The 19,964-nt window shown below is 53.7% G+C and carries 14 protein-coding genes and 2 rRNA genes; 5 read left to right on the top strand and 11 right to left on the bottom strand.

All coding sequences use genetic code 11. From position 1 onward, the window contains the following. Window positions 1-67: 67 nt before the first annotated feature. The 5 genes from rplB to rpsJ form a co-directional block, all read right to left on the bottom strand. On the bottom strand, window positions 68-928 hold the full coding sequence (gene rplB / locus SH528x_RS29775) for a 50S ribosomal protein L2 (RefSeq protein WP_442507062.1): 861 nt from the start codon (window positions 926-928) through the stop codon (window positions 68-70). Window positions 929-1,005: 77 nt separating this feature from the next. Continuing rightward, the gene (gene rplW / locus SH528x_RS29770; protein WP_442507061.1) at window positions 1,006-1,326 is read right to left on the bottom strand and encodes a 50S ribosomal protein L23; all 321 of its coding nucleotides are present in this window, start codon (window positions 1,324-1,326) and stop codon (window positions 1,006-1,008) included. A gap of 103 nt (window positions 1,327-1,429) precedes the next feature. After that, a complete protein-coding gene (gene rplD / locus SH528x_RS29765; RefSeq protein WP_442507060.1) occupies window positions 1,430-2,080 on the bottom strand; it encodes a 50S ribosomal protein L4 in 651 nt (216 codons plus the stop codon). A gap of 8 nt (window positions 2,081-2,088) precedes the next feature. Beyond that, window positions 2,089-2,742, bottom strand: coding sequence for a 50S ribosomal protein L3 (gene rplC / locus SH528x_RS29760; protein ID WP_442512205.1), 654 nt, complete (start codon window positions 2,740-2,742; stop codon window positions 2,089-2,091). Between the two features lie 316 nt (window positions 2,743-3,058). Then, a complete protein-coding gene (gene rpsJ / locus SH528x_RS29755) occupies window positions 3,059-3,385 on the bottom strand; it encodes a 30S ribosomal protein S10 (protein WP_081614220.1) in 327 nt (108 codons plus the stop codon). A gap of 303 nt (window positions 3,386-3,688) precedes the next feature. Here rpsJ and SH528x_RS29750 point away from each other — a divergent pair, with 303 nt between their 5' ends. Together SH528x_RS29750 and SH528x_RS29745 are read left to right on the top strand one after the other, a co-directional pair. Beyond that, window positions 3,689-4,051 (top strand): DUF2752 domain-containing protein, encoded by a 363-nt coding sequence (locus SH528x_RS29750; protein WP_442512204.1) that lies wholly within the window; start codon window positions 3,689-3,691, stop codon window positions 4,049-4,051. Window positions 4,052-4,272: 221 nt separating this feature from the next. Further along, window positions 4,273-4,953, top strand: a complete 681-nt coding sequence (locus SH528x_RS29745) for a hypothetical protein (protein WP_442507059.1) — start codon at window positions 4,273-4,275, stop codon at window positions 4,951-4,953. Window positions 4,954-5,072: 119 nt separating this feature from the next. Here SH528x_RS29745 and SH528x_RS29740 read toward each other — a convergent pair whose 3' ends face one another. Then, a complete protein-coding gene (locus SH528x_RS29740; RefSeq protein WP_442507058.1) occupies window positions 5,073-6,929 on the bottom strand; it encodes an exportin/importin beta family protein in 1,857 nt (618 codons plus the stop codon). A gap of 200 nt (window positions 6,930-7,129) precedes the next feature. On the opposite strand from SH528x_RS29740, the gene SH528x_RS29735 reads away from it, so the two are divergent. Further along, window positions 7,130-8,023, top strand: a complete 894-nt coding sequence (locus tag SH528x_RS29735) for a hypothetical protein (RefSeq protein ID WP_442507057.1) — start codon at window positions 7,130-7,132, stop codon at window positions 8,021-8,023. A gap of 59 nt (window positions 8,024-8,082) precedes the next feature. On the opposite strand, the gene SH528x_RS29730 is transcribed toward SH528x_RS29735, so the two are convergent. Together SH528x_RS29730 and SH528x_RS29725 are read right to left on the bottom strand one after the other, a co-directional pair. After that, the gene (locus SH528x_RS29730) at window positions 8,083-9,450 is read right to left on the bottom strand and encodes a DUF1501 domain-containing protein (protein WP_442507056.1); all 1,368 of its coding nucleotides are present in this window, start codon (window positions 9,448-9,450) and stop codon (window positions 8,083-8,085) included. 77 nt (window positions 9,451-9,527) lie between these two features. After that, window positions 9,528-12,443 (bottom strand): DUF1553 domain-containing protein, encoded by a 2,916-nt coding sequence (locus tag SH528x_RS29725; RefSeq protein ID WP_442507055.1) that lies wholly within the window; start codon window positions 12,441-12,443, stop codon window positions 9,528-9,530. A gap of 225 nt (window positions 12,444-12,668) precedes the next feature. Between SH528x_RS29725 and SH528x_RS29720 the strand changes: the two genes are divergently transcribed. Continuing rightward, window positions 12,669-13,367: an NAD-dependent deacylase gene (locus tag SH528x_RS29720; RefSeq protein WP_442507054.1), complete on the top strand. Its 699-nt coding sequence runs from the start codon at window positions 12,669-12,671 to the stop codon at window positions 13,365-13,367. A 100-nt stretch (window positions 13,368-13,467) separates the two neighbouring features. Here the strand turns inward: SH528x_RS29720 and SH528x_RS29715 are convergent, their stop codons facing one another. Next, a complete protein-coding gene (locus SH528x_RS29715) occupies window positions 13,468-13,965 on the bottom strand; it encodes an FKBP-type peptidyl-prolyl cis-trans isomerase (RefSeq protein WP_442507053.1) in 498 nt (165 codons plus the stop codon). Window positions 13,966-14,337: 372 nt separating this feature from the next. Between SH528x_RS29715 and SH528x_RS29710 the strand changes: the two genes are divergently transcribed. Then, window positions 14,338-15,741, top strand: coding sequence for a N,N-dimethylformamidase beta subunit family domain-containing protein (locus SH528x_RS29710; RefSeq protein WP_442507052.1), 1,404 nt, complete (start codon window positions 14,338-14,340; stop codon window positions 15,739-15,741). Window positions 15,742-16,197: 456 nt separating this feature from the next. On the opposite strand, the gene rrf is transcribed toward SH528x_RS29710, so the two are convergent. Then, window positions 16,198-16,306: ribosomal RNA gene (gene rrf, locus SH528x_RS29705) — 5S ribosomal RNA — on the bottom strand. Window positions 16,307-16,436: 130 nt separating this feature from the next. Further along, window positions 16,437-19,312, bottom strand: a 23S ribosomal RNA gene (locus SH528x_RS29700). Window positions 19,313-19,964 lie beyond the last annotated feature (652 nt).

Raw genomic sequence — 19,964 nt, 5'->3', positions numbered from 1 at the left:
ATTTCAAAATGCCAGGTTCAAACCGACAACGTTTTAAACCCAGAGGAAAATGTTCCTGGTGAATGTCTTACTTGTGTAGCTTCAACTGGCCATAACGACGACTCTTGCGTCGACGTACGATCGAGCTGTTGCTTGGTTTGCGTTTTTGGCGAGTCGCTCCACCCTTGGCACTCTTGCCTTGAGGGCTAACTGGGTGACGACCACCCTTGGTTCGACCTTCACCACCACCGTGCGGATGGTCAATCGGGTTCATCGCGGTACCGCGAACGTGAGGCCGACGTCCCAACCATCGCGAACGACCGGCTTTTCCAAGTCGAACGTTCATGTGATCACTGTTGCCAACCTGACCAATGGTCGCTCGGCAAACGCTTGGAATACGACGGATTTCACCGCTTGGCAATGAAATTTGAGCCCAGTCTGCTTCGCGAGCCATCAATGTTGCCTGCGTTCCAGCAGATCGGCAAAGCGTTGCTCCGCGACCTGCACGCAATTCAATGCAGCAAACCGAAGTTCCCAGAGGGATGTTCTTCAGTGGCAAGCAATTGCCAACAACCGGTGCGGCGTCAGGGCCATTGTGTACGGTATCGCCAGCTTTAAGGCCAGCGGGTGCGACAACATAATTCTTTTCGCCGTCAGCGTATTTCAATAAAGCGATACGCGCCGAACGGTTCGGGTCATATTGTACGGAGTCAACTACCGCAGGCATTCCGTCTTTCTGACGACGGAAGTCGATGACGCGGTACATTTGCTTGTGTCCGCCACCACGGTGACGTGCTGTGATCTTGCCCTGGTTGTTGCGGCCGCCCGTTTTTCGCTTCTTGCGAAGCAAATTACGCTCTGGCTTGGCACCAGGAGTCAAATCGGCAAAGTCGCTTACTGACGCGTTTCGGCGTCCAGCACTTGTCGGTTTGTAGACTCGGATTCCCATGATGATTCAGTCAGCAGTTAACAGTTTGCAGTGGTCAGTTATGTTCGATGTCGCAGCGAAGTCGCTGCCAATGTTGGCTAGAAGAAGTCGATACGGTGATCTTCGCCCAGCTTGACAATCGCCTTCTTCCAGTCGGCGGTGCGGCCGGCTCGGAAGCGGTATCGCCGTGACTTGCCCTTCCGAGTCTGTGTTCGAACCTTTTCGACCTTCACGTCGAAAAGAGTTTCCACAGCCTTCTTCACGTCGAGCTTGGTCGCGTCGCGGTGAATTTGGAATGCGTATTGATTATTTCGGCTTGCCCGGTGTACCCCTTTTTCAGTCACGAGCGGGCGAAGCAGAACCTGGTGGGGTTCCAGCTCGATCGGACTTGTGGGTGCGGGTGGTTTGATGTGTGCCATTGTTTCTTCGCTCGGCTAATACGTTGTTTGTTCTGCGGTTGCGACTATTCGATCCGGTGGGCGGTGCCATCGGTTTCGATCGCGGACGAGTTTTGCTTTCGCTCTACTCGTCACTGGCTTGCGTGCCAGCAAACGATCCGTCTTTGATCTTGTCCATCGCGTCCTTGGTGACCAGCATCCGTTTGGGACGCAAGATTTCCAACGCGTTGAGGTCGCGAACCGGGTGGACGCTGACGCCTTCGATGTTACGGCCGCTCTTGTAAACAACCATGTCTTGGTCTGCGGTGGCTACCAAAGTGCTCGAACCTTCTAGGCCCAATGCCTTCAAGATCGTCGCCATTTCTTTGGTCTTTGGCTTTTCGAACCCAAGGCTGTCGATAACGAGCACTTCGCCGTCGTCGATCTTGGAGCGGATCGCCATGCGAGTCGCCAACCGGATTGCCTTCTTAGGCAAACGGTAGCTGTAATCACGAGGCTTCACTGTCCGGGCTACACCGCCGCCACGGCGAATGTTGGTTCGCTTGCTACCGGCGCGAGCGTTGCCCGTTCCTTTTTGGCGATACATCTTTTTCGTTGTACCGCTCACTTGGCCGCGAGTACGAGTGTTGTGTGAACCTTGGCGTTTGTTCGCCTGGTACATGACAACGACATCGTGCAGCAACTGCTTGCTGACGCGGTTCGCGATTGTCTCGGTATCGATATCGTACTGACCGACTTCGCCGCCGGTAGCATTGTAAATGGTTAGGGATGCCATCGGATGCTTTAACCCACTTTGTTAGTTTGGCGGACCGAAACGAAACCACCATTTGGACCGGGAACTGCACCGCGGATGAGTAACAAGTTGTTCTCGCCGTCGATACGAACCAACTCCAGGTTTCGTACAGTCGTCTTTGTGTTGCCGTATTGACCTGCCATTGCAAGGCCCTTGAAAACGCGGCTCGGTGCTGCTGAGCAACCCGTGCTACCCGCGTATCGGTGACATTTCTTGACACCGTGCGACGCTCGTTGCCCAGAAAAGTTGTGCCGTTTCATAACGCCTGCGAAACCGCGACCTTTACTTGTGCCCGTCACGTCGACTTTTTTGACTTCGGCGAACTGGTCAACCGTAACCGTTGCACCCACCTCGAGGTCGCTTTCGCCTCGAAATTCGCGAACGAATCGTTGCGGCTCGCAACCAGCCTTGGCAATCGCTTCAACGCCAGCGGCGGCGCGATTCTTGGCTCGCTTGCTATCTAGCTTCGCAACATGGCCTCGCTCGCTGCGAATTGCAAGGCGGCGTGGCTTATCTTCGAATCCCAACTGAACTGCTCGGTAACCGTCACGCTCTTCGTTGCGAAGTTGTAGGACATGGCAGGGGCCCGCTTGGATAACCGTTACCGGTACCGACGTGCCGTCTTCCAGGAAGACCTGAGTCATCCCGACCTTTCTGCCGAGAATTGATGGTGACATATAATTCATCTCGCCCCGTCATTTTGCGGGACGTCCGTCGTTCGTGTGTTGGAACCCAAGATCGCCGAGCCGAACCTGTAGAGACCGGGTTGCGTCGCTAATCAATAGCGAGGCAAGACTCTGTGGTTATCGACTCGACTTCCGTTCATTTCGGAAACCGTTGCTTCTTAAGACTGAGTACAAATGGTGCCGCGGAACAGCCAACGAAACGTCAGAGGGTTTCGGAAGAGTTGCCCCTTCATCGGGACAACAGGCAGTTCCACTCGGCGATTGACCAGTCGGCTTAGCGTGCTGATGCCTTGATTTTGATATCAACACCGGCCGGAAGGCTTAACTTGTTTAACGCTTCGATCGTCTTGGCGGTAGCCTGGACAATGTCGATTAGACGCTTATGCGTCCGGATCTCGTATTGTTGACGAGATTTCTTATTTACAAAAGGACCCGACAATACCGTGTATCGCTCAATGCGAGTCGGCAACGGAATCGGTCCATGAACTTCACTGTGTGTTCGTTTTACCGTATCGACGATTTCCTGTGCACTAATGTCCAGCACAGAGTGATCGTATGCTTCCATACGAATTCGGATAACCTCACTAGCACCGGCTGACACGTTCGCAAGTCCGTCGAAAAATAGGGTAAGGAAAGTTGTTGTATCGGTGCCGTTTGTGCCAGTTGTTTTGACTGGCCGAGCACGATAGAACTCCATGGTCCCGGAGCGGATATTCGCCCAGGTGGAAGGCGGAGAATTTACGCGCGATTCCGATTTGCGTCAACGGCTGTTGAACGTTTCGTGAAAATTCTTTTCAATTTCTTTATCGGTTAACACGTCAACTGAGGCGGCCCGGCAGTTTAGGAGGTTCGATTGCATCGCAAACGTGGGATAATTCGAGGTTTTACGCTTTTGGTTGGCTTGGTGCCGTTTGGCTTGTTAATTACCGCAAGCCAACTGAGCCCGAGCCAACAAGGGCTTGGCACGCATCAACAGCTCGGCCTTCCACCCTGCTCTTCACGGATTATCTTCGGGTTTCGCTGCCCCGCATGCGGAATGACCACATCCTGGTCCTATTTCACGCAGGGCCACTGGTTGCAAAGTGTCCAGTCAAATTCGGGCGGTTTTTTGCTGGCAATTGCTGCTTGTGTCGTCGTGGTAACATCGGCAGTTTGCGTTGTTAAGCCAGACTTTGACGTCATGCGGTATCATAAGCAGGTGGGCGTTGCCGCGATTGGGATCACATTGGTCACGCTAGTGGATTGGGTATTTCGTCTCTATCAGTGAACAACTGCCAGTGAACGACAGCGACTGATCTGATTGCTATCGGCGGTCAGGGTGATTCAATCCAGCTATCGTCACCGATTTATAAAATCGGTGTGGCGTAGAGTCCGTGAAAAAGCGTATGCAGTGACTTTGACACTCTTTAGCTTTAATAGGAATCGCCTTTTTGCCGCTGTGTTGTCGCAGTCGGCATCGGTTCGGTGATGCGAAAGGATTCGCTAACAATGACAAAACCTACATTTGCTCAATCCACAGCCGCCGTCACCGGTATCGGCCTCCTGCTCTTGATGCTTCTGGTGACACAGACAGGCTGCCTAGGGCTGATGTCCAACGTTATTCACGCCGTTGGGGCGGACAAAGTGCCTGCCGATTACAAGGATGCGAAAAAGCTGCAAAAGTGCCGGCTCGCAATCGTCACGCTAGCCGACAATAGCGAGTATTCGGACAATATCTCGGCCCGATTGTTAAGCCGTTATGTCGGCGAAATCCTAACGCGAGAATTGTCCGACGTGCGTCTGGTTCGCGAAGACGAGATTGCGGATTGGCGAGACAGCAACGGCTGGGACAAGGTTGACTTTGCGGCCATTGGTAAAGGGGTGAAAGCCGATAAAGTGATCGGTATCGAACTGCGAAACTTGCGACTTCGCGATGGAGCCACGCTCTATCGAGGCCGCTCAGACGCTACTCTTGTCGTGATCGATGTCCCGACCGGAGAAGTGCTATATCGTCGTGATTTGGATGAATACACCTATCCCACGACCGCTGGACAATACACCAGCGAAACTACGGAATCGCGTTTCCGAAAACTCTACTTGGGAATGTTAGCAACCCAGATCGGACGCTCGTTCCACCCCTACGACTTCAGCGACACGATCGCCATCGATGGTGCAATTGCGAGCCAGTAGAGGTTGAGCCGAGGACACTGGTCGCGTCCCCCCGATTTGTACAATTAGATAGTCGTCGTTTACCCCGCAAAAGTAGCGTTTGCTGAACGCACTTTCGCAGGGAACGATCGGTAAAACGACTATTGAAGGTCGTCGAGTGAAGGCAAGTCCGCAGCGGCCGGGGCCGCAGGTGCAGCGGCTGGAACTGCAGGAGCTACGACTGGAGGTGCAGGTGCGGCAGGTGCTGCGACTGCTGCCGCAGCAGGGGCCGCAGCTTCGATCGCAGCAGCATCAATCCCAGCTGGCCCGGCGACGTTCACGGCTGCTGGGTCGATAACTGCCTCGGCAGCGACGTCTGGCACGTTGATGCCCATTGCAACACCCGCCATCTCCAATTCTTTTGCCGCAGCGTGTTCGATTTCGATCGCCGTAGGCCCGGCCATCTCTTTCAGGATTTCGATTTGCTCGGTTATTCCCTCCATAAACAGCATCTCGTCTGACTTTGTTTGATCATTCAATGCCTCGACGACCAATTTCATGTCTGCCAGCCATTTTTCGACAATTAGTTTGTCTTTGGCCTCGACGGATGCAAGTAACCCAGCGGGTGTTTTAGGGATGCCAGTATTGGGCGATCCACTCGCGCCAACGTGCAATTGCTGAATAATATGAAGCAGCCGTTTGCGAGACGCAGTGACTTCCGGCGTTTGAGGTATCGCGACTGGGGCCGCGGTCATGCCGTACATGCCGCCGTCCATCATCGAGTCCATGCCGTCCATCATCGATTCCATGCCGCCCATCCCGTAGCCAGCGTCCATACCAGCGTCCATGCCAGCGCTACTTTCCATGCCAGCGTCCATCATTCCACCGCCGGCAGCCATGTCATCGTAGCCGCCTTCCATTCCCCCCATTCGTCCTGTCCCTGGCTTTGGCACTTCGTCTGTAATTCGCAAATGCGTATCAGGAGTTGATGGTTGGACAGCGGCCTGGGTGGGGCGTTCTAGTGATTTCAGTCGTTTAACCTCGTCCTGAAGTGCTATCCAAACGCGTGCAGACCAGTTTTCGAGTACATCACTCGGCGATGCAACTTGCCCTTTAAGCTCCTTCATTTTCCCGGCCCGCGCCGCTGAATACAAAGCGATCATGTTTGGACGTTTTTGGTCCGTGCTGATACTGACCAGCTTTTTCGCAAGTTCCGGAGTGGCGCTGGTTCGCGTGAAATCAAGGATATCGACGGCATAGCGTTGCAGAAATGCATGCGCTTTTTCGCTGCGATTTTGAGGTACTGGGGCATCCAGTAATTCAGTCATCAACTGGGTCAATTTGGTCCGTTGATTCGCGTCTAAGGTGTTAAAACCGTAGGTTACATATCGCCGGATTCCATGAAGTGCCGCTGCCCGAACCCCTTCGGGGCTATTTTCGTCTTCATACAATTTGATCAAAATCGGAAGCGAGTTAGAGAGCGGTACAGGGGGTTGTTGCTTGAGTTGGTCCGCCTGTTTCATGTCGAGTCGCCCCAACACGAGCGTCGCGTTAATGCGAGCAATGGGGGCATAGTTTCCCTCCGCAATTTTCTTCATCCCATAATACACCCACTTCAAGATTTCCGTGGCTGCCGGGGTTCCACTTCGCTGGGCGCGAGCGAGGTAACTCATCGCCTCTTGAACACTCTGCGAGACTTCTTCGAGCGATTCCGGCTGAGTCATCTTGGCCGGCAAGTAATTAATGAAATACGCCTGCGCCACCCGCTTTTCCGCGTACGCGTTGATGTCGCCACGATGGCTGGCAAACCCGCCTGCCGCACGCTCCATTCGCTTGATGGTTGATTCATTCTTGAAAGCATCGTTCATCGGAATCGAGTCGAATTTCGCTTCTTGACCGTTCGCTTGAACGCCAAAGTAGCCCATCGTCGCCACTAAAATCGCCAAAAACATGGCGAGCAGGCGTCGATTGGACTGAGAATGCGACGAGTGGATTTGGGTTGTCGCGGGAAGATTCATTCGGATTACCCGTGAAATGCGGTGCACACCGTGAAAATCGATGTGGTCTGAGAAGAGTTGGTTTGCTCTATTATCTCAGACTGGGTGCCCAAGCGTCAAACAATTCTCGAGCTATGGTTCGAGAAAAAACGTGAAAATCGGAGGGTCAGACGGGCAATGCCTATTTCATGGCGGAAATTAAACAGCGGTTGGAGTGAACGATGAGTCGACCGGCAAAACATTCCTCACAGCGGCACCAGTCTCCGAAGGTTCGCGAATCGAAGGTGCGTGAGCGGGGTTCAGCACCCTTTGCCACAACCACAGCCAACCCAATTCCACCGCGTGATACCCATGTATTGCAGCGATTGGCTGACGAAGTGGCCTCACGCCGCTTCACCACCGACCAGATCCATGCCTGGCAACGCGAGATTTACGAGCAAACGCTCTCGCTCAGCCGTTTGATTAGCCAACCTAACTTCACCAAGGTCGGACGTGACGACCTGGTGCGAATGATCCAAATGTATGACGAGCGGTTCTTTGCAGGAAAAATTCTGCCCACCGCCCGCGCCGAAGGGCTGTCGTTTGGTTTCTCGTCACGGATGACGCGAGTCGCCGGTAAATTAGTCACTCACTATCCCCATGGCATCAATCGGCAACGAAATTTCGAATTGATCCTCTCCTCGACGTTGCTTTTCCAAACGTTCGAGGACGTTGACCGTCCCGTCGAGGTGACAGGCCGCGTTTGTCGCAATCGACTCGAGGCGATGCAGCGGATCGCCGAACATGAGTTCACGCATCTGATCGAAATGCTGATCTGGAATAGCGGAAATTGCAACGAAAAACGCTTCCAATCAATCGCGAGCCGCTATTTTGACCACCGTGATTATCGGCATGATTTGATCACACAGCGTGAACGCGCGTTGACCAAGTTTGACGTTCGCGTCGGAGATCGAGTTCGCTTTGTTCACGATGGACACAACATGCTCGGACGCGTCAATCGCATCACGCGTCGGGCAACCGTCTTGGTCGAAAATCAAAAAGGGGAACGGTTTAGTGACGGTGGTCGCTACGTCCGCTACTACGTGCCGCTCGAAAAACTAACCAAGATAAACTGAGCCCAAGATCAAGTAGCCAAAGGGCATTCGTAGGGTGTCGTCCCCGTCGCGGACGTTCGCTACACCAAAATCTCCTCGACGACACGGCCTGCAACATCGGTCAAGCGGAAATCGCGTCCCGCGTACGGGTACGTCAAGCGAGTGTGATCAATTCCCATTAAGTGCAAGAGGGTGGCGTGCAGGTCATGCATGTGCACGCGATCGGTCCGAGCGTAGTAGCCGAAGTCATCCGTTTCACCAAACGCAAACCCGCTTTTAACTCCGCCTCCGGACAACACCATCGTAAAGCCTTGGGGGTTATGGTCGCGTCCATTTTTGCCTTGCACCACGGGCGTTCGGCCGAACTCGCCACCCCACACAACAAGCGTTTCGTCCCATAAACCACGGCGTTTTAGGTCACGAACGAGCGCCGCGACTGGCAAGTCTGTGGCGGCCGCGTTTTTGTTGTGACCGTCTTCTAGATTGCCATGCTGGTCCCAAACTTGTCCGCTGCTGACACTGATGAATCGCACACCCGCCTCGGCCAATCGACGCGCCAACAAACAACCGCGGCCATACGAATCGGTCGTCTTTTCGCCAATCCCATAGTCTCGCAGCGTTGCTGCGGATTCGTTGTTCAGGTTCATTACCTCGGGCGCAGCATTTCGCATTCGCGATGCCAAGTCAACCGCTTCGATCGCCCCTTCGATTTCGCGATCCGCACCACTGCGGGCCAAATGCCGCTGGTTCATCTCTTGAATCAAATCGAATCGATCACGCAATGATGCCTCGTCCTCGCTGCTGTCAAGAAACGGAATCTTGCCATCGCCGAATCGGCCGTTGCGTCCGATCACGGTCGCTTGGTGCATCGCCGGTAGAAACGCGGCGCCGTAATTACGGGGTCCGCCATGCGCCGTCGCGGGCGAGATGGCCACATGCGCCGGCAAGTCGGGATGCCCGCTGCCTAATGCGTAACTGATCCACGCTCCCACGCTCGGACGCACCAGATTGTCGCTGCCGGTGTTGACCATTCCGACGGCTTGTCCATGCGATTGCCCTTTTGTGTGCATGCTGCGGATCACACACATCGAGTCGATTTCAGATGCCATGTGAGGCAGCAAATCGCTGACCCAGAGCCCCGATTCGCCGCGTTTTTTGAATTTCCACGGCCCGTTCATCAGCGTCGGGACCGCGTCAATGTTCGGGGGCAACGCAAACGGCAACGGCTTTCCGTCCTGTTTCGCTAACATCGGTTTGTAATCGAACGTGTCGATGTGACTCGGACCACCATGCATGAACAAAAAGATCACGCGTTTGATTCGCGGCGTAACATGAGGCACTTGGATTGCCGCGGCGGAACAAGGCGAAACAAGCGAGGGTGCCGAAACCACGAGCGACCCCAGTCCGATGCCGGCAGTCGTATTGAAGCGTCGTCGTGAAAAAGTCATGTTGGGACCTTGGGGGATCGGCGGGGTGAATTCGAGGCCCGCAAGTTCAAGTGGGGCGAGTGTGGTTGGAGGGGATGCTAGTCGAGTAGACGGAATTCGGTCGCGGCAAACATCGCGGCTATAAACGCGTGCCATCGCGAGGTCGAGTTCTCGTGGCCTGCGAAAAATGCGGTGGCAAGTCCACGGTCCTCCGCCGTCGGCATCCTCTGAAAACAACATCGATAGGCCTCTTCGATCCGTGCCGAAAAATCGGAGTGATTACTGCAGATTCGCTTCGCCGTCGCCTCGGACCACTGCTTGATTTCGGGGCTGTTGATCAACACCAACGCTTGCCCCGGCACATTGGTGGTCGGACGTTTGCCCACCAAAAGGTCGGGATCCGCCGAGTCCAGTGCTGTCACCAATGCCGGTACATAACCGCGGACAACCGGCATATACAGGGTGCGGCAGGACTGTGAAAACGAACCGATCTCGGAGTTGCTGTCGCTGTTATTATTCGAAACGAGCGTCCCCATTCCCTTCATCGGTTCAAAACGAGGGTTGCGATCGAGTTGGTTCGCGGCGACGAGCATCGTGTCGCGGATCGCTTCGGCGGGCAATCGACGGCGGTGTACTCGCCATAGAAGACGATTTTCGGGATCGATTTCACTTGAAATCGAGTTGAGCGCCGACGACCGCTGGTACGCTTGCGTCGTGACGATCCGCCGGATCAACGGTTTTAATTGCCAACCACCTCGTAGAAAATCAGACGCTAGAAAGTCGAGTAATTCAGGGTGCGACGGACGTTCGCCCTGCACGCCAAAATTATCGACTGTCCGCACTATCCCTTCGCCCATCAGATGCATCCAGACACGATTGACAAACACGCGAGCCACGAGCGGATTGTCTGGATCAGTCAACCAATCGGCCAATTCCAAACGTCCGCTGCCCTGAGGGGACGCAATTGTGGCGGTCCCGCCGCTACAGACTTGCAAGAAGCCACGATGCACAACGTCGCCCAAGTTGGCCGTCTCGCCGCGAATATGAATCGGGCAGTCCGCAATCGTGTCGCTGCTTCGGTCTCGCGGTGCCATCGCCAAGGGTAGCGGTTCGGGGGGATTCTTTTTCAGCTCCGCGAGCTTTGCTTGAACCTGTTCCCGTTCGCTGCTTTTTTGTTTGACCGCTTGGGCGATGCGAGGATCCGGTTTCGGCTTGTCTGCTGACTCGCTCGTTGCGTCCACCTGCAAAAATTGGATCGCGTCTACGATCACATAACCGTCGGTGTTGGCGTTGCGGATCGTGACGATGGCCTCTTGATCTGCGTTGAACTGGAACTCACCAAGCGAATTCCAGATTTCGTCGATTGCCGCGGTGCGTTGGTTAACGAACAGGTCATGGACACCGCTTGTGTCCTGGATTGTGACGGGAACCTGTGACGCACGGTTGGAGCCCGGCGAACCTGCCAGCCGGATTTCATAACGTCCCGACTTAGGCAGACGCACGGAAAATTGAATCGACAGACTACCTTTGTCCGCGTTGTTATCGTGCACATATCCTTTGGACACGAAGGTGTGGAAAAGCGTTGATGCTTTCCATAGTCCCGTCTTTTTGCCTTCCTCGTCATCGATCACTAGCCCGCGGTGAGTAGTGCGTTCTTTCAGTGCCGACAATTCTTTGTCGAGTTGGTTCAAGCTGTCCTCGAGCGATTTTTGTTGTTGCTTGTGATCCGCCAACGCTTTTTTGTGTTTTTCGCTGGTCGGCAGAGGCGTTTTGTTCCACGTGCTGACGTACTGCTGGCTTTCTCCGTTCAGCGTTTGGGTGCTGCGGAAGATTCCAGCCAGCGCGTAGTAGTCTCGCATCGGTACAGGATCAAACTTGTGGTCGTGGCAGCGAGCACATCCCAGCGTCAGTCCTAAAAAAGCACGTCCAACGGTGTCGATCTGTTCGTCGACCACATCCATCTCGAGCTTGACTTTGTCGCGTTCGCTCAGCATCTTCGTCCCCAACATCAGAAACGTCGTGGCGACCAAGTTGTCCCAACGCTGCGAATCGCTTGACGTGGGTAAAAGGTCGCCGGCGATCTGTTGCTGGATCATTTCGTCAATGGATCGGTCGTCGGCAAACGAACGAACCAAATAGTCGCGATAACGCCAAGCGTCATGATGAGTTGCGTTGAAGTCGGCTCCGTTGCTGTCGGCGTACCTCGCAAGATCCATCCAATGACGAGCCCAGTGTTCGGCAAACCCCGTTGAGCTTAACAGTCGATCGACAATTTGGTTCCAATGTTGTGGGGATGGATCGTGTTGCCACGCTTTTTGTAAATCGAGGCTCGGAGGAAGTCCGGTGAGATCAAAGCAAAGTCGTCGCAGGCGAACTTCCGGCGACGCCTGCTGATTGGCGTCAATCTTCGCTTGCTCGAGCTTCTCATCTAAAAAACAATCGATCGGCGAACTGCGGAAACGAATAGGTTCGCCCGCCGCGGAAGTTGCAAGCGTTTTTTGCTTTGATGTGATGGCGATGGGAATCGCCGGAGCTTCGATCGGGCGAAACGCCCAAAACTGTTTACCCGCTTCGATGTCGATTGCGGGCTTCGATTGAGGAATCGCGGCCGAATGGTCTCGCGGATCGATCGCTCCTGCGGAAACCCATTGTTCGAAATCCGAAATCACCTGGGCTGGCAACCGTCCTTTGGGCGGCATTTCAGTCGACTCGTAGCGGATGGCGGAAATCAATACACTCGCCTTGGGGTCACCCTGCACAATCGCAGGTCCACTGTCACCGCCGCTCATCATGCCGCCCGAGGAATCCAGTAATAGCGATCCGCCAAGATCGTCCGAGCTCGATGAGTGGCACTCGTAGCAATGTTCAACCAGCACGGGGCGGATGCGGCTTTCAAAAAAGTCGACCGATCCTGGTTCCTGAGAACATGCAGTCAGCGAAAGAGAAGCCAACTGAAAAACGAACCCAGCGGTCAAAATGACACGACCATTCATCGAGGTGGGGACTGTGGCCATGGCGTAAGTCTATCGAGTGCAGGGCGGGGATTGACGTCGATGGAGGCGGGAGCGGCCGTGGACGCCACCTATGGGCATTTCGGCACCCTCCTAGGTTAGCACAAACGGTTTATTCCTGCACAATAGAAATGAAGCTCGCTACACGTTTTCGTGGCGGTAAGGTGATCACGGATGCCGCCGGCCGTTTCCCTGTTTTGTTCCATCACACCAACGAATTCGACTTCCATGAAGATTCTGATTTTGACCGGCGCCGGAATTTCGGCTGAATCGGGCGTACCGACCTTTCGTGACGCCAATGGATTATGGGAAGGGCACCGATTCGAAGACGTCGCCACTCCCCAAGCGTTCCAGCGGAATCCGGCCTTGGTTCACGATTTCTATAACCAGCGGCGCCGTAGTTTGTTGGACGTTCAAATCCAACCCAACGCTGCTCATCGAGCCTTGGCTGAATTCGAAGCGGGGCATCAGGACGATTTTTTACTCGTAACGCAAAATATCGATGATCTGCACGTACGCGCGGGAAGCAAGAATGTGTTGGCGATGCACGGGGAACTTTTGAAGGCCCGCTGTGTCCGTACGGGAGATGTTTTTCCGTGGCGAGACGACCTCGATGAATCGACACCCCATCCGACTCGACCTGAGATTCGCGGAACACTTCGTCCTCACGTTGTTTGGTTCGGCGAAATGCCGTTGGGCCTTGATCAAATCGAAGAAGCGGCGAACCACGCCGACTTATTTATCGCGATCGGAACCTCTGCGGTCGTCTATCCCGCAGCTGGGATTGTCCGGCAAACCAAGCCAACCTGCCGAAAGATCGAAATCAATCTCGACGCCACACCAAACTCCGGTCAGTTCGATGAATCGATTCGAGGAAAAGCGAGCATCGAAGTGCCCGCGTTTCTAAAAAGCCTGAATGGCGGTTGAGTAAGCAAGACTCCAAGAAAAAATCCCGACGGCCTCGTCGTATGACGCAGGCAGAGCGGGATTTCAATTTCACCGAGGACTTTGGAATCGTCTTGGTAAACTATTTGATCTTGAACAGTTCAACAACAAAATGCAGGGTCGCGTTTGGCGGAATCGCATCTCCGGCACCCCTTGCGCCATAACCAAGCTCCGATGGAATCTCGAGTTCGATCATTCCACCTTCGCCGACGAGTTGCATCCCTTCGGTCCAGCCCTTGATCACACCGCTCAATGGAAACGAGATCTTGGATGCACGACGATAAGAGCTGTCGAAAATCGAACCGTCATCCAGCCAGCCTTTGTAATGCACTTCGACACTGTCTTTTGCGGTCGGTTTTGCTTTATCGCTCTTGCGGAGAATGCGGTACTTCAGCCCGGAGTCCGTTTTCTTGAACTCGGCCTTCGCATCGTCATCGATCGCACCCGGCTTTTCTTTTTCTTGCGGATCGACTGGGCCCGGCTTCAGTTTCGATTCTTTGTCTTCCGAAGGGACTTCGTCGCCATTAGCGCCGACCGTCATGGAAACGAATAACAACACCAGTAAGACGGTTTTCAGCATGCGGAACATCCTAAACAGAGAAAGTTGGTGAATTTGTGATCGGCAAATCATAGCAGAATGCAAACTCAGCGTGTGCCGGATCAGGTGCCGGCAAGTGTCCCCGGATCCGGCGGATGCGAATGTTTCCTCATAGCGAAAGTCGCGAAAACGCTTTGCGGTGTTGCGAAAAACGGAAACCGACCAGCGGAGTCATTGCACCCGAACCGCTGCAACAATTTGCTGTGTGCACTCGGGAATCGCCCAGTTGGCAATGAGTCTGTCGCCGGTGAATCTCAAGTTCGGAAATGGGAAAGCGGCGCAGCAGCGTATACAATCGTTCGCAATCGATAATCCAAGCGACTAACAACTTTGCTCCACTCCAAGAGGTTACCCATGAAATTAAACAGCTTTGTTGCTGGTCTCTGTATACTCATTGCCATTGCAGCAGCGAGAGCGGAGGCAGATCAGGTCCAACCGGCCGCTCCCTTTGTATTGGGGTATGCCAATCAAGTCAGCGTCGCTGCGGGTGAAGAGATTTCGTTTCACGTTTCGGCCAGTGGCGACGCATTCGACATGCGGGTTGAGCGAGTCGGAGCAGAGCGAACGACGGTGCTCGAGAAATCGCAAATTGCCTGCGCCACCCACCCCATTCCTGATCGCGCGTCGTCGCATGGGTGCAATTGGCCGGCCGCACTGACAATTACGGTCCCTAAGGATTGGGCCAGTGGTTATTACGAAGCAACGTTGACGTTACAAGCCGGTGAAAAGCCAGCTCGCAGCAGCCTGTTTTTTATCGTACGGGCCGCAGAAGCAGGAAAAAACACCAAGATCTTGTTGGAATTGGCGACCAATACCTACAACGCCTACACCAACTGGGGCGGGCACAGCTTGTACGGCTATCACGACCGGGATGGGATCCAAGGACACCGCGTTTCATTTGACCGACCGCTGCACTCGCAATTTACTAAATGGGAGCTGCCGTTTGTAAAATGGGCCGAGGAAAATGGTTATACGCTTGACTACGCGTCCAACTGCGATCTTGAATTTCATCCCGAAATCCTCAAGCAATACAAATTAGTGCTCAGCATCGGGCATGACGAGTATTGGTCCTCGCCCATGCGAGATCATCTCGAGCAATACATCACCGATGGCGGCAACGTCGCTTTTCTGACCGGCAATACCTGCTGTTGGCAAGTGCGTAGCGAAGACAACGGCCGAGCGCTGACCAGTTGGAAACAATCTTTCAATAGCGACCCTCTCTATCGCACCGGCGACCACAAACTGCTGAGTACCGCGTGGAGCCATCACCTAATTGGACGACCCGAAAATGAACTAACGGGACTCGGATTTTTGTGGGGCGGCTATCATCGCAGCCATGGTCAATTCATGGATGGATCAGGAGCCTTCCAAGTCCACCGCCCCGAGCATTGGTTGTTTGAAGGGACCGATCTAAAACGCGAAGACCGATTCGGAGGCGAACACTCAATCGTCGGTTACGAATGCGATGGTTGCGAAATTGACTGGGTCGATGGGTTGCCCTTTGCAACCCACCGCGATGGCACGCCCGATTCATTCACCATCCTGGCAACCTGTCCAGCACGCTGGGCGCCTGGCGATTGCTTCTGGTATGACCGCTTTCCGACAGACCGTGTTGGCAATGCAGTGTTCGGAACTTACACCCGTGGCGGCACGGTGGTCAGCGCCGGAACAACCGATTGGGCACACGGACTGGCAGGCAACGATCCAAACGTCGTCCAAATCACACGCAATATTCTGGACCGATTGGTCGCTCCCTAGAGCATTTTTGCGGTGCAGACCCGTACTTAGGTTCACCGCCAGGCCACGTTTTGTGAAAAGAATGAAGCGTGCGAAACGGAATTCACCTCCCCTTTGGGGAGGTCAGAGTCGGCGGTAGCCGGCTCTGGGTGGGGCTCGGAGTGTTAGATGTGGACCGTGCAAGCTTGGTTTCACCAACCCTCCCCGACCGCTATCGCGGCCGACCCTCCCAGGGGGAGGGTAAATTGCTATTCACCTCCCCTTTGGGGAGGTCAGAGTCGGCGGTAGCCGGCTCTGGGTGGGGCTCGGAGTGTTAGGAGTGGACCGTGCAAGCATGGTTTCACCAGCCCTCCCCGGCCGCTGTCGCGGCCGACCCTCCCAGCGGGCGGGTGAAACTTCCTGAGGCAACGGCCTTTCTCGCTACTGACCGCGCATAAAAAAACTCTCTTGCAGCAAAGCTGCAAGAGAGTTTTAAAAATCCGGCAATACCTACTTTCACGCTGGTATGCACTATCATCGGCTCAGAAAGCTTGACTTCTGTGTTCGGGATGGGAACAGGTATAACCTTTCTGATATGGTCGCCGGAAAGACACACTTGCGGGTATTTCACCGCAAGTGCGCCAGATTGTTTGGTAGCTATTATATATCTGAAAGAGTTTTCTTCTTAAACTTCGTCGAAGCCATGTATCCCTATAGAACATGAGTGCGGGATATCGATGGCCAAACTTTCGCCCGTTAGTACTGGTTAGCTCAACACGTTACCGTGCTTACACGCCCAGCCTATCAACCAAGTCGTCTTCTTGGGGGCTTTCGACTAATGTCTACGAATCCTAATCTTGGAGCGGGCTTCACGCTTAGATGCTTTCAGCGTTTATCCGTTCCGAAGTTAGCTATCCAGCCGTGCCGCTAGCGCGACAACTGGTACACCAGAGCTTCGTCCAACTAAATCCTCTCGTACTAAAGTTGAACCTCCTCAAGATTCGTACGCCCACGGCAGATAGGGACCGACCTGTCTCACGACGGTCTGAACCCAGCTCACGTACCACTTTCATTGGCGAACAGCCAAACCCTTGGGAGCTTCTACACCCCCAGGATGTGATGAGCCGACATCGAGGTGCCAAACCGCATCGCCGCTGTGGACGCTCGGATGCGATAAGCCTGTTATCCCCGGAGTACCTTTTATCTGATGAGCGATAACCCTTCCATTCGGGATTACCGGATCACTAAGACCTACTTTCGTACCTGCTCGACTTATGGGTCTCGCAGTCAAGCACACTTCTAACTTTACTCTCTTCGCCTGATTACCGACCAGGCTGAGTGTACCTTTGCACTCCTCCGTTACTCTTTGGGAGGAGACCGCCCCAGTCAAACTGCCCGACTGACATTGTCCTTCGCCCCGATTCAGGGGATCGAAGTTAGAATTAAAATATAACCAGGCTGGTATTTCAACGACGGCTCCACGGGCACTAGCGTGCCTGCTTCGAAGCCTCCCAGCTATCCTACACAAATTATATCTCAACCCAATATCAGCCTACAGTAAAGGTTCACGGGGTCTTTCCGTCTAACCGCGGGTATGTGGCATCTTCACCACAACTACAATTTCACCGGGTCTGTGGTTGAGACAGTGCTCCAATCGTTACGCCTTTCATGCAGGTCGGAACTTACCCGACAAGGAACTTCGCTACCTTAGGACCCTCATAGTTAGGGCCGCCGTTTATTGGGGCTTCGGTCGCCAGCTTCGCCGTGAGGCTAACCGTCTTCCTTAACCTACCAACACCGGGCAGGCGTCAGTCTCTATACATCCACTTGCGTGTTAGCAGAGACCTGTGTTTTTGATAAACAGTCGTTAGAGCCGATTTTCTGTGGCCCACTTGCGTGGGCGCCCCTTATCGCGAACTTACGGGGCCATTTTGCAGAGTTCCTTAACCACAGTTCTCCCGAGCGCCTTAGAATTCTCATCTCGCCTACCTGTGTCAGTTTTAGTACGGTCAGTTGCTTAACTTCGCAGCTTTTCTTGGACGTCCTTCCAATGACTTCGAGAACTTAAACGCTCTCGAGCTATACCTTGGCTTATGTCGGGTCTTTTAATCCCCAACACCTCAGTGTTCGCTACGGACATTTCTATTCGTACCGCTCACTTTCCGGACGCCGTCCCTGCGACTAGATACACAACCGGCACAGGAATATTGACCTGTTATCCATCCCCTACGCTTTTCAGCCTCGGGTAAGGTACCGGCTAACCCTGGGCGGATTTGCCTTCCCCAGGAAACCTTAGGCTTTCGGCGAATAGGATTCTCACCTATTTTATCGTTACTCATTCCGGCATAATCACCCGATGACGCCAACACCGCTCGTTACCGTACGGCTTGTATCTCGTCATCGGCGCTCTCCTACCACTCTAGTAAACTAGAATCCGCTGCTTCGGTGTTTTACTTACTCCCGTTCATTATCGGCGCAGAAATGCTCGACTGGTAAGCTGTTACGCACTTTTTAAATGGTGGCTGCTTCTAAGCCAACATCCCAGCTGTCACAGCATTTCAACTTCCTTAGTGACTAAGTAAAACTTCGGGACCTTAGCAGGCGATCTGGGTTGTTTCCCTCTCGACTCTGGAGCTTATCCCCCAGAGACTGACTGCCGCGGTACGGTTACCGGTATTCGGAGTTTGGTTCGGTGGGGTACCCTGGGAAGGGCCCCCATCCGATTCAGTATCTCTACCCCCGGTAACTAATTTACACGACGCTATCCCTCAAGATATTTCGGAGAGAACGAGCTATCTCCTGGTTTGATTACACTTTCAGTCCTCCCCACAAGTCATCCCCTCAGTTTTCAACCTAAGTGGGTTCGGTCCTCCACGCAGTTTAACCCGCGCTTCAACCTGCTCATGGGTAGATCACACAGGTTTCGCGTCTGCAGCATACGACACATTTCGCCCTATTCAGACTCGGTTTCCCTTGGGCTTCGTCCCGGAAGGACTTAACCAAGCCGTATACCACAACTCGCCGGATCATTATGCAAAAGGCACGCCGTCACACATTAAAATAGTGCTCCGACCGCTTGTAGGCACATGGTTTCAGGTTCACATTCCTCCCCTAGCAGGGGTTCTTCTCACCTTTCACTCACGCTACTGGTACGCTATCGGTCGTTAGAGAGTATTTAGCCTTACGGGATGGTCCCCGTGGATTCAGTCCAGGTTTCACGTGACTGGACCTACTCAGGTGCTTCTATGGTGCATGTTTATTTTCGTGTACGGGGCTGTCACCCTCTATGGCGATCCTTCCCAGAATCTTCCACTAACAACACACAATCCAATATCGAAGTCCTACAACCCCGCGAAGGAAACCTTCACGGTTTGGGCTATACCGATTTCGCTCGCCGCTACTGACGGTATCGATTTTTCTTTCTCTTCCTCTGGTTACTTAGATGTTTCAGTTCACCAGGTTGTAACTAGCCTGCCTATGAATTCAGCAGGTAGCAATCAGGCACCCCGGGATCATTGCTTGTTTGTCAGCTCCCCCAGGAATTTCGCAGACTTCCACGCCCTTCATTCTTCTAACGCCAAGACATCCCCCATGTGCCCTTAATAGATTGGCCATCGAAATCCCGAACTCAAAAGTGTTTAACCACCATTGAACGCGAAATATCGTTGGTTTCTATGATTAACGATATCACATGTGGTGATTGCTGCTTTACTCCACCTTCTCCGAAGAGAAAGCTTCACTGACTACAGCAATCACGTTGCACAGAATCCTATAAGAATACATTCTTGCCAACGCTTTCAATTGCAACCCACACAGTAAACTGCGTGAATCGAATTTCGGCGTTGGCAACGCTTCTCAGAACTTGTTTTCACTTCTCTCGCTTTGAAACAGAGCCTCCCGAGACCGAGTCCCGAGCTGAACTGCCCTAATTACGAGTGTAGTGCTCTTTCAGATGCCAACTACCAAACAACCAAATTGTCAAATATCAATGCGTTGCGTTCGAGTGTAAGTCGATGGTGCAACGGACGCTGCCTTGTGAGCAGCCGGTCGACGCCGTGTTTTGGCCCGCGAGCAAATCGCGTTCCGTTCTTGGCGTCAGCCGGTCGTTCACAAGTGAGGGCGAAGAATACTGTCGGGTGTTTTCTTCGTCAACCGCGTTTCAAGATGTTTTTTTAAGTTTCTTGAAATTTGGTCGATTCGCTTGAGAGTCGTGTTTTTGGCCCCTTTTGGGCCGCCGCACGTGTGTCTCAATCGAGAAGGGAAAG

This window comes from Novipirellula methanifontis (genome assembly GCF_052161655.1).
Lineage (GTDB): Bacteria > Planctomycetota > Planctomycetia > Pirellulales > Pirellulaceae > Novipirellula.
This window is presented reverse-complemented; position numbering and strand designations above follow the sequence as displayed.

What these genes read in the sequence shown, in the direction of transcription:
- SH528x_RS29710 (WP_442507052.1), top strand. Translation starts at nt 14,338, where the DNA reads ATGAAATTAAACAGCTTTGTTGCTGGTCTCTGTATACTCATTGCCATT.
- rplC (WP_442512205.1), bottom strand. Translation starts at nt 2,742, where the DNA reads ATGACTCAGGTCTTCCTGGAAGACGGCACGTCGGTACCGGTAACGGTT.
- SH528x_RS29715 (WP_442507053.1), bottom strand. Translation starts at nt 13,965, where the DNA reads ATGCTGAAAACCGTCTTACTGGTGTTGTTATTCGTTTCCATGACGGTC.
- SH528x_RS29730 (WP_442507056.1), bottom strand. Translation starts at nt 9,450, where the DNA reads ATGACTTTTTCACGACGACGCTTCAATACGACTGCCGGCATCGGACTG.
- SH528x_RS29735 (WP_442507057.1), top strand. Translation starts at nt 7,130, where the DNA reads ATGAGTCGACCGGCAAAACATTCCTCACAGCGGCACCAGTCTCCGAAG.
- SH528x_RS29740 (WP_442507058.1), bottom strand. Translation starts at nt 6,929, where the DNA reads ATGAATCTTCCCGCGACAACCCAAATCCACTCGTCGCATTCTCAGTCC.
- SH528x_RS29725 (WP_442507055.1), bottom strand. Translation starts at nt 12,443, where the DNA reads ATGGCCACAGTCCCCACCTCGATGAATGGTCGTGTCATTTTGACCGCT.
- SH528x_RS29745 (WP_442507059.1), top strand. Translation starts at nt 4,273, where the DNA reads ATGACAAAACCTACATTTGCTCAATCCACAGCCGCCGTCACCGGTATC.
- SH528x_RS29720 (WP_442507054.1), top strand. Translation starts at nt 12,669, where the DNA reads ATGAAGATTCTGATTTTGACCGGCGCCGGAATTTCGGCTGAATCGGGC.
- rplB (WP_442507062.1), bottom strand. Translation starts at nt 928, where the DNA reads ATGGGAATCCGAGTCTACAAACCGACAAGTGCTGGACGCCGAAACGCG.
- rplW (WP_442507061.1), bottom strand. Translation starts at nt 1,326, where the DNA reads ATGGCACACATCAAACCACCCGCACCCACAAGTCCGATCGAGCTGGAA.
- rplD (WP_442507060.1), bottom strand. Translation starts at nt 2,080, where the DNA reads ATGGCATCCCTAACCATTTACAATGCTACCGGCGGCGAAGTCGGTCAG.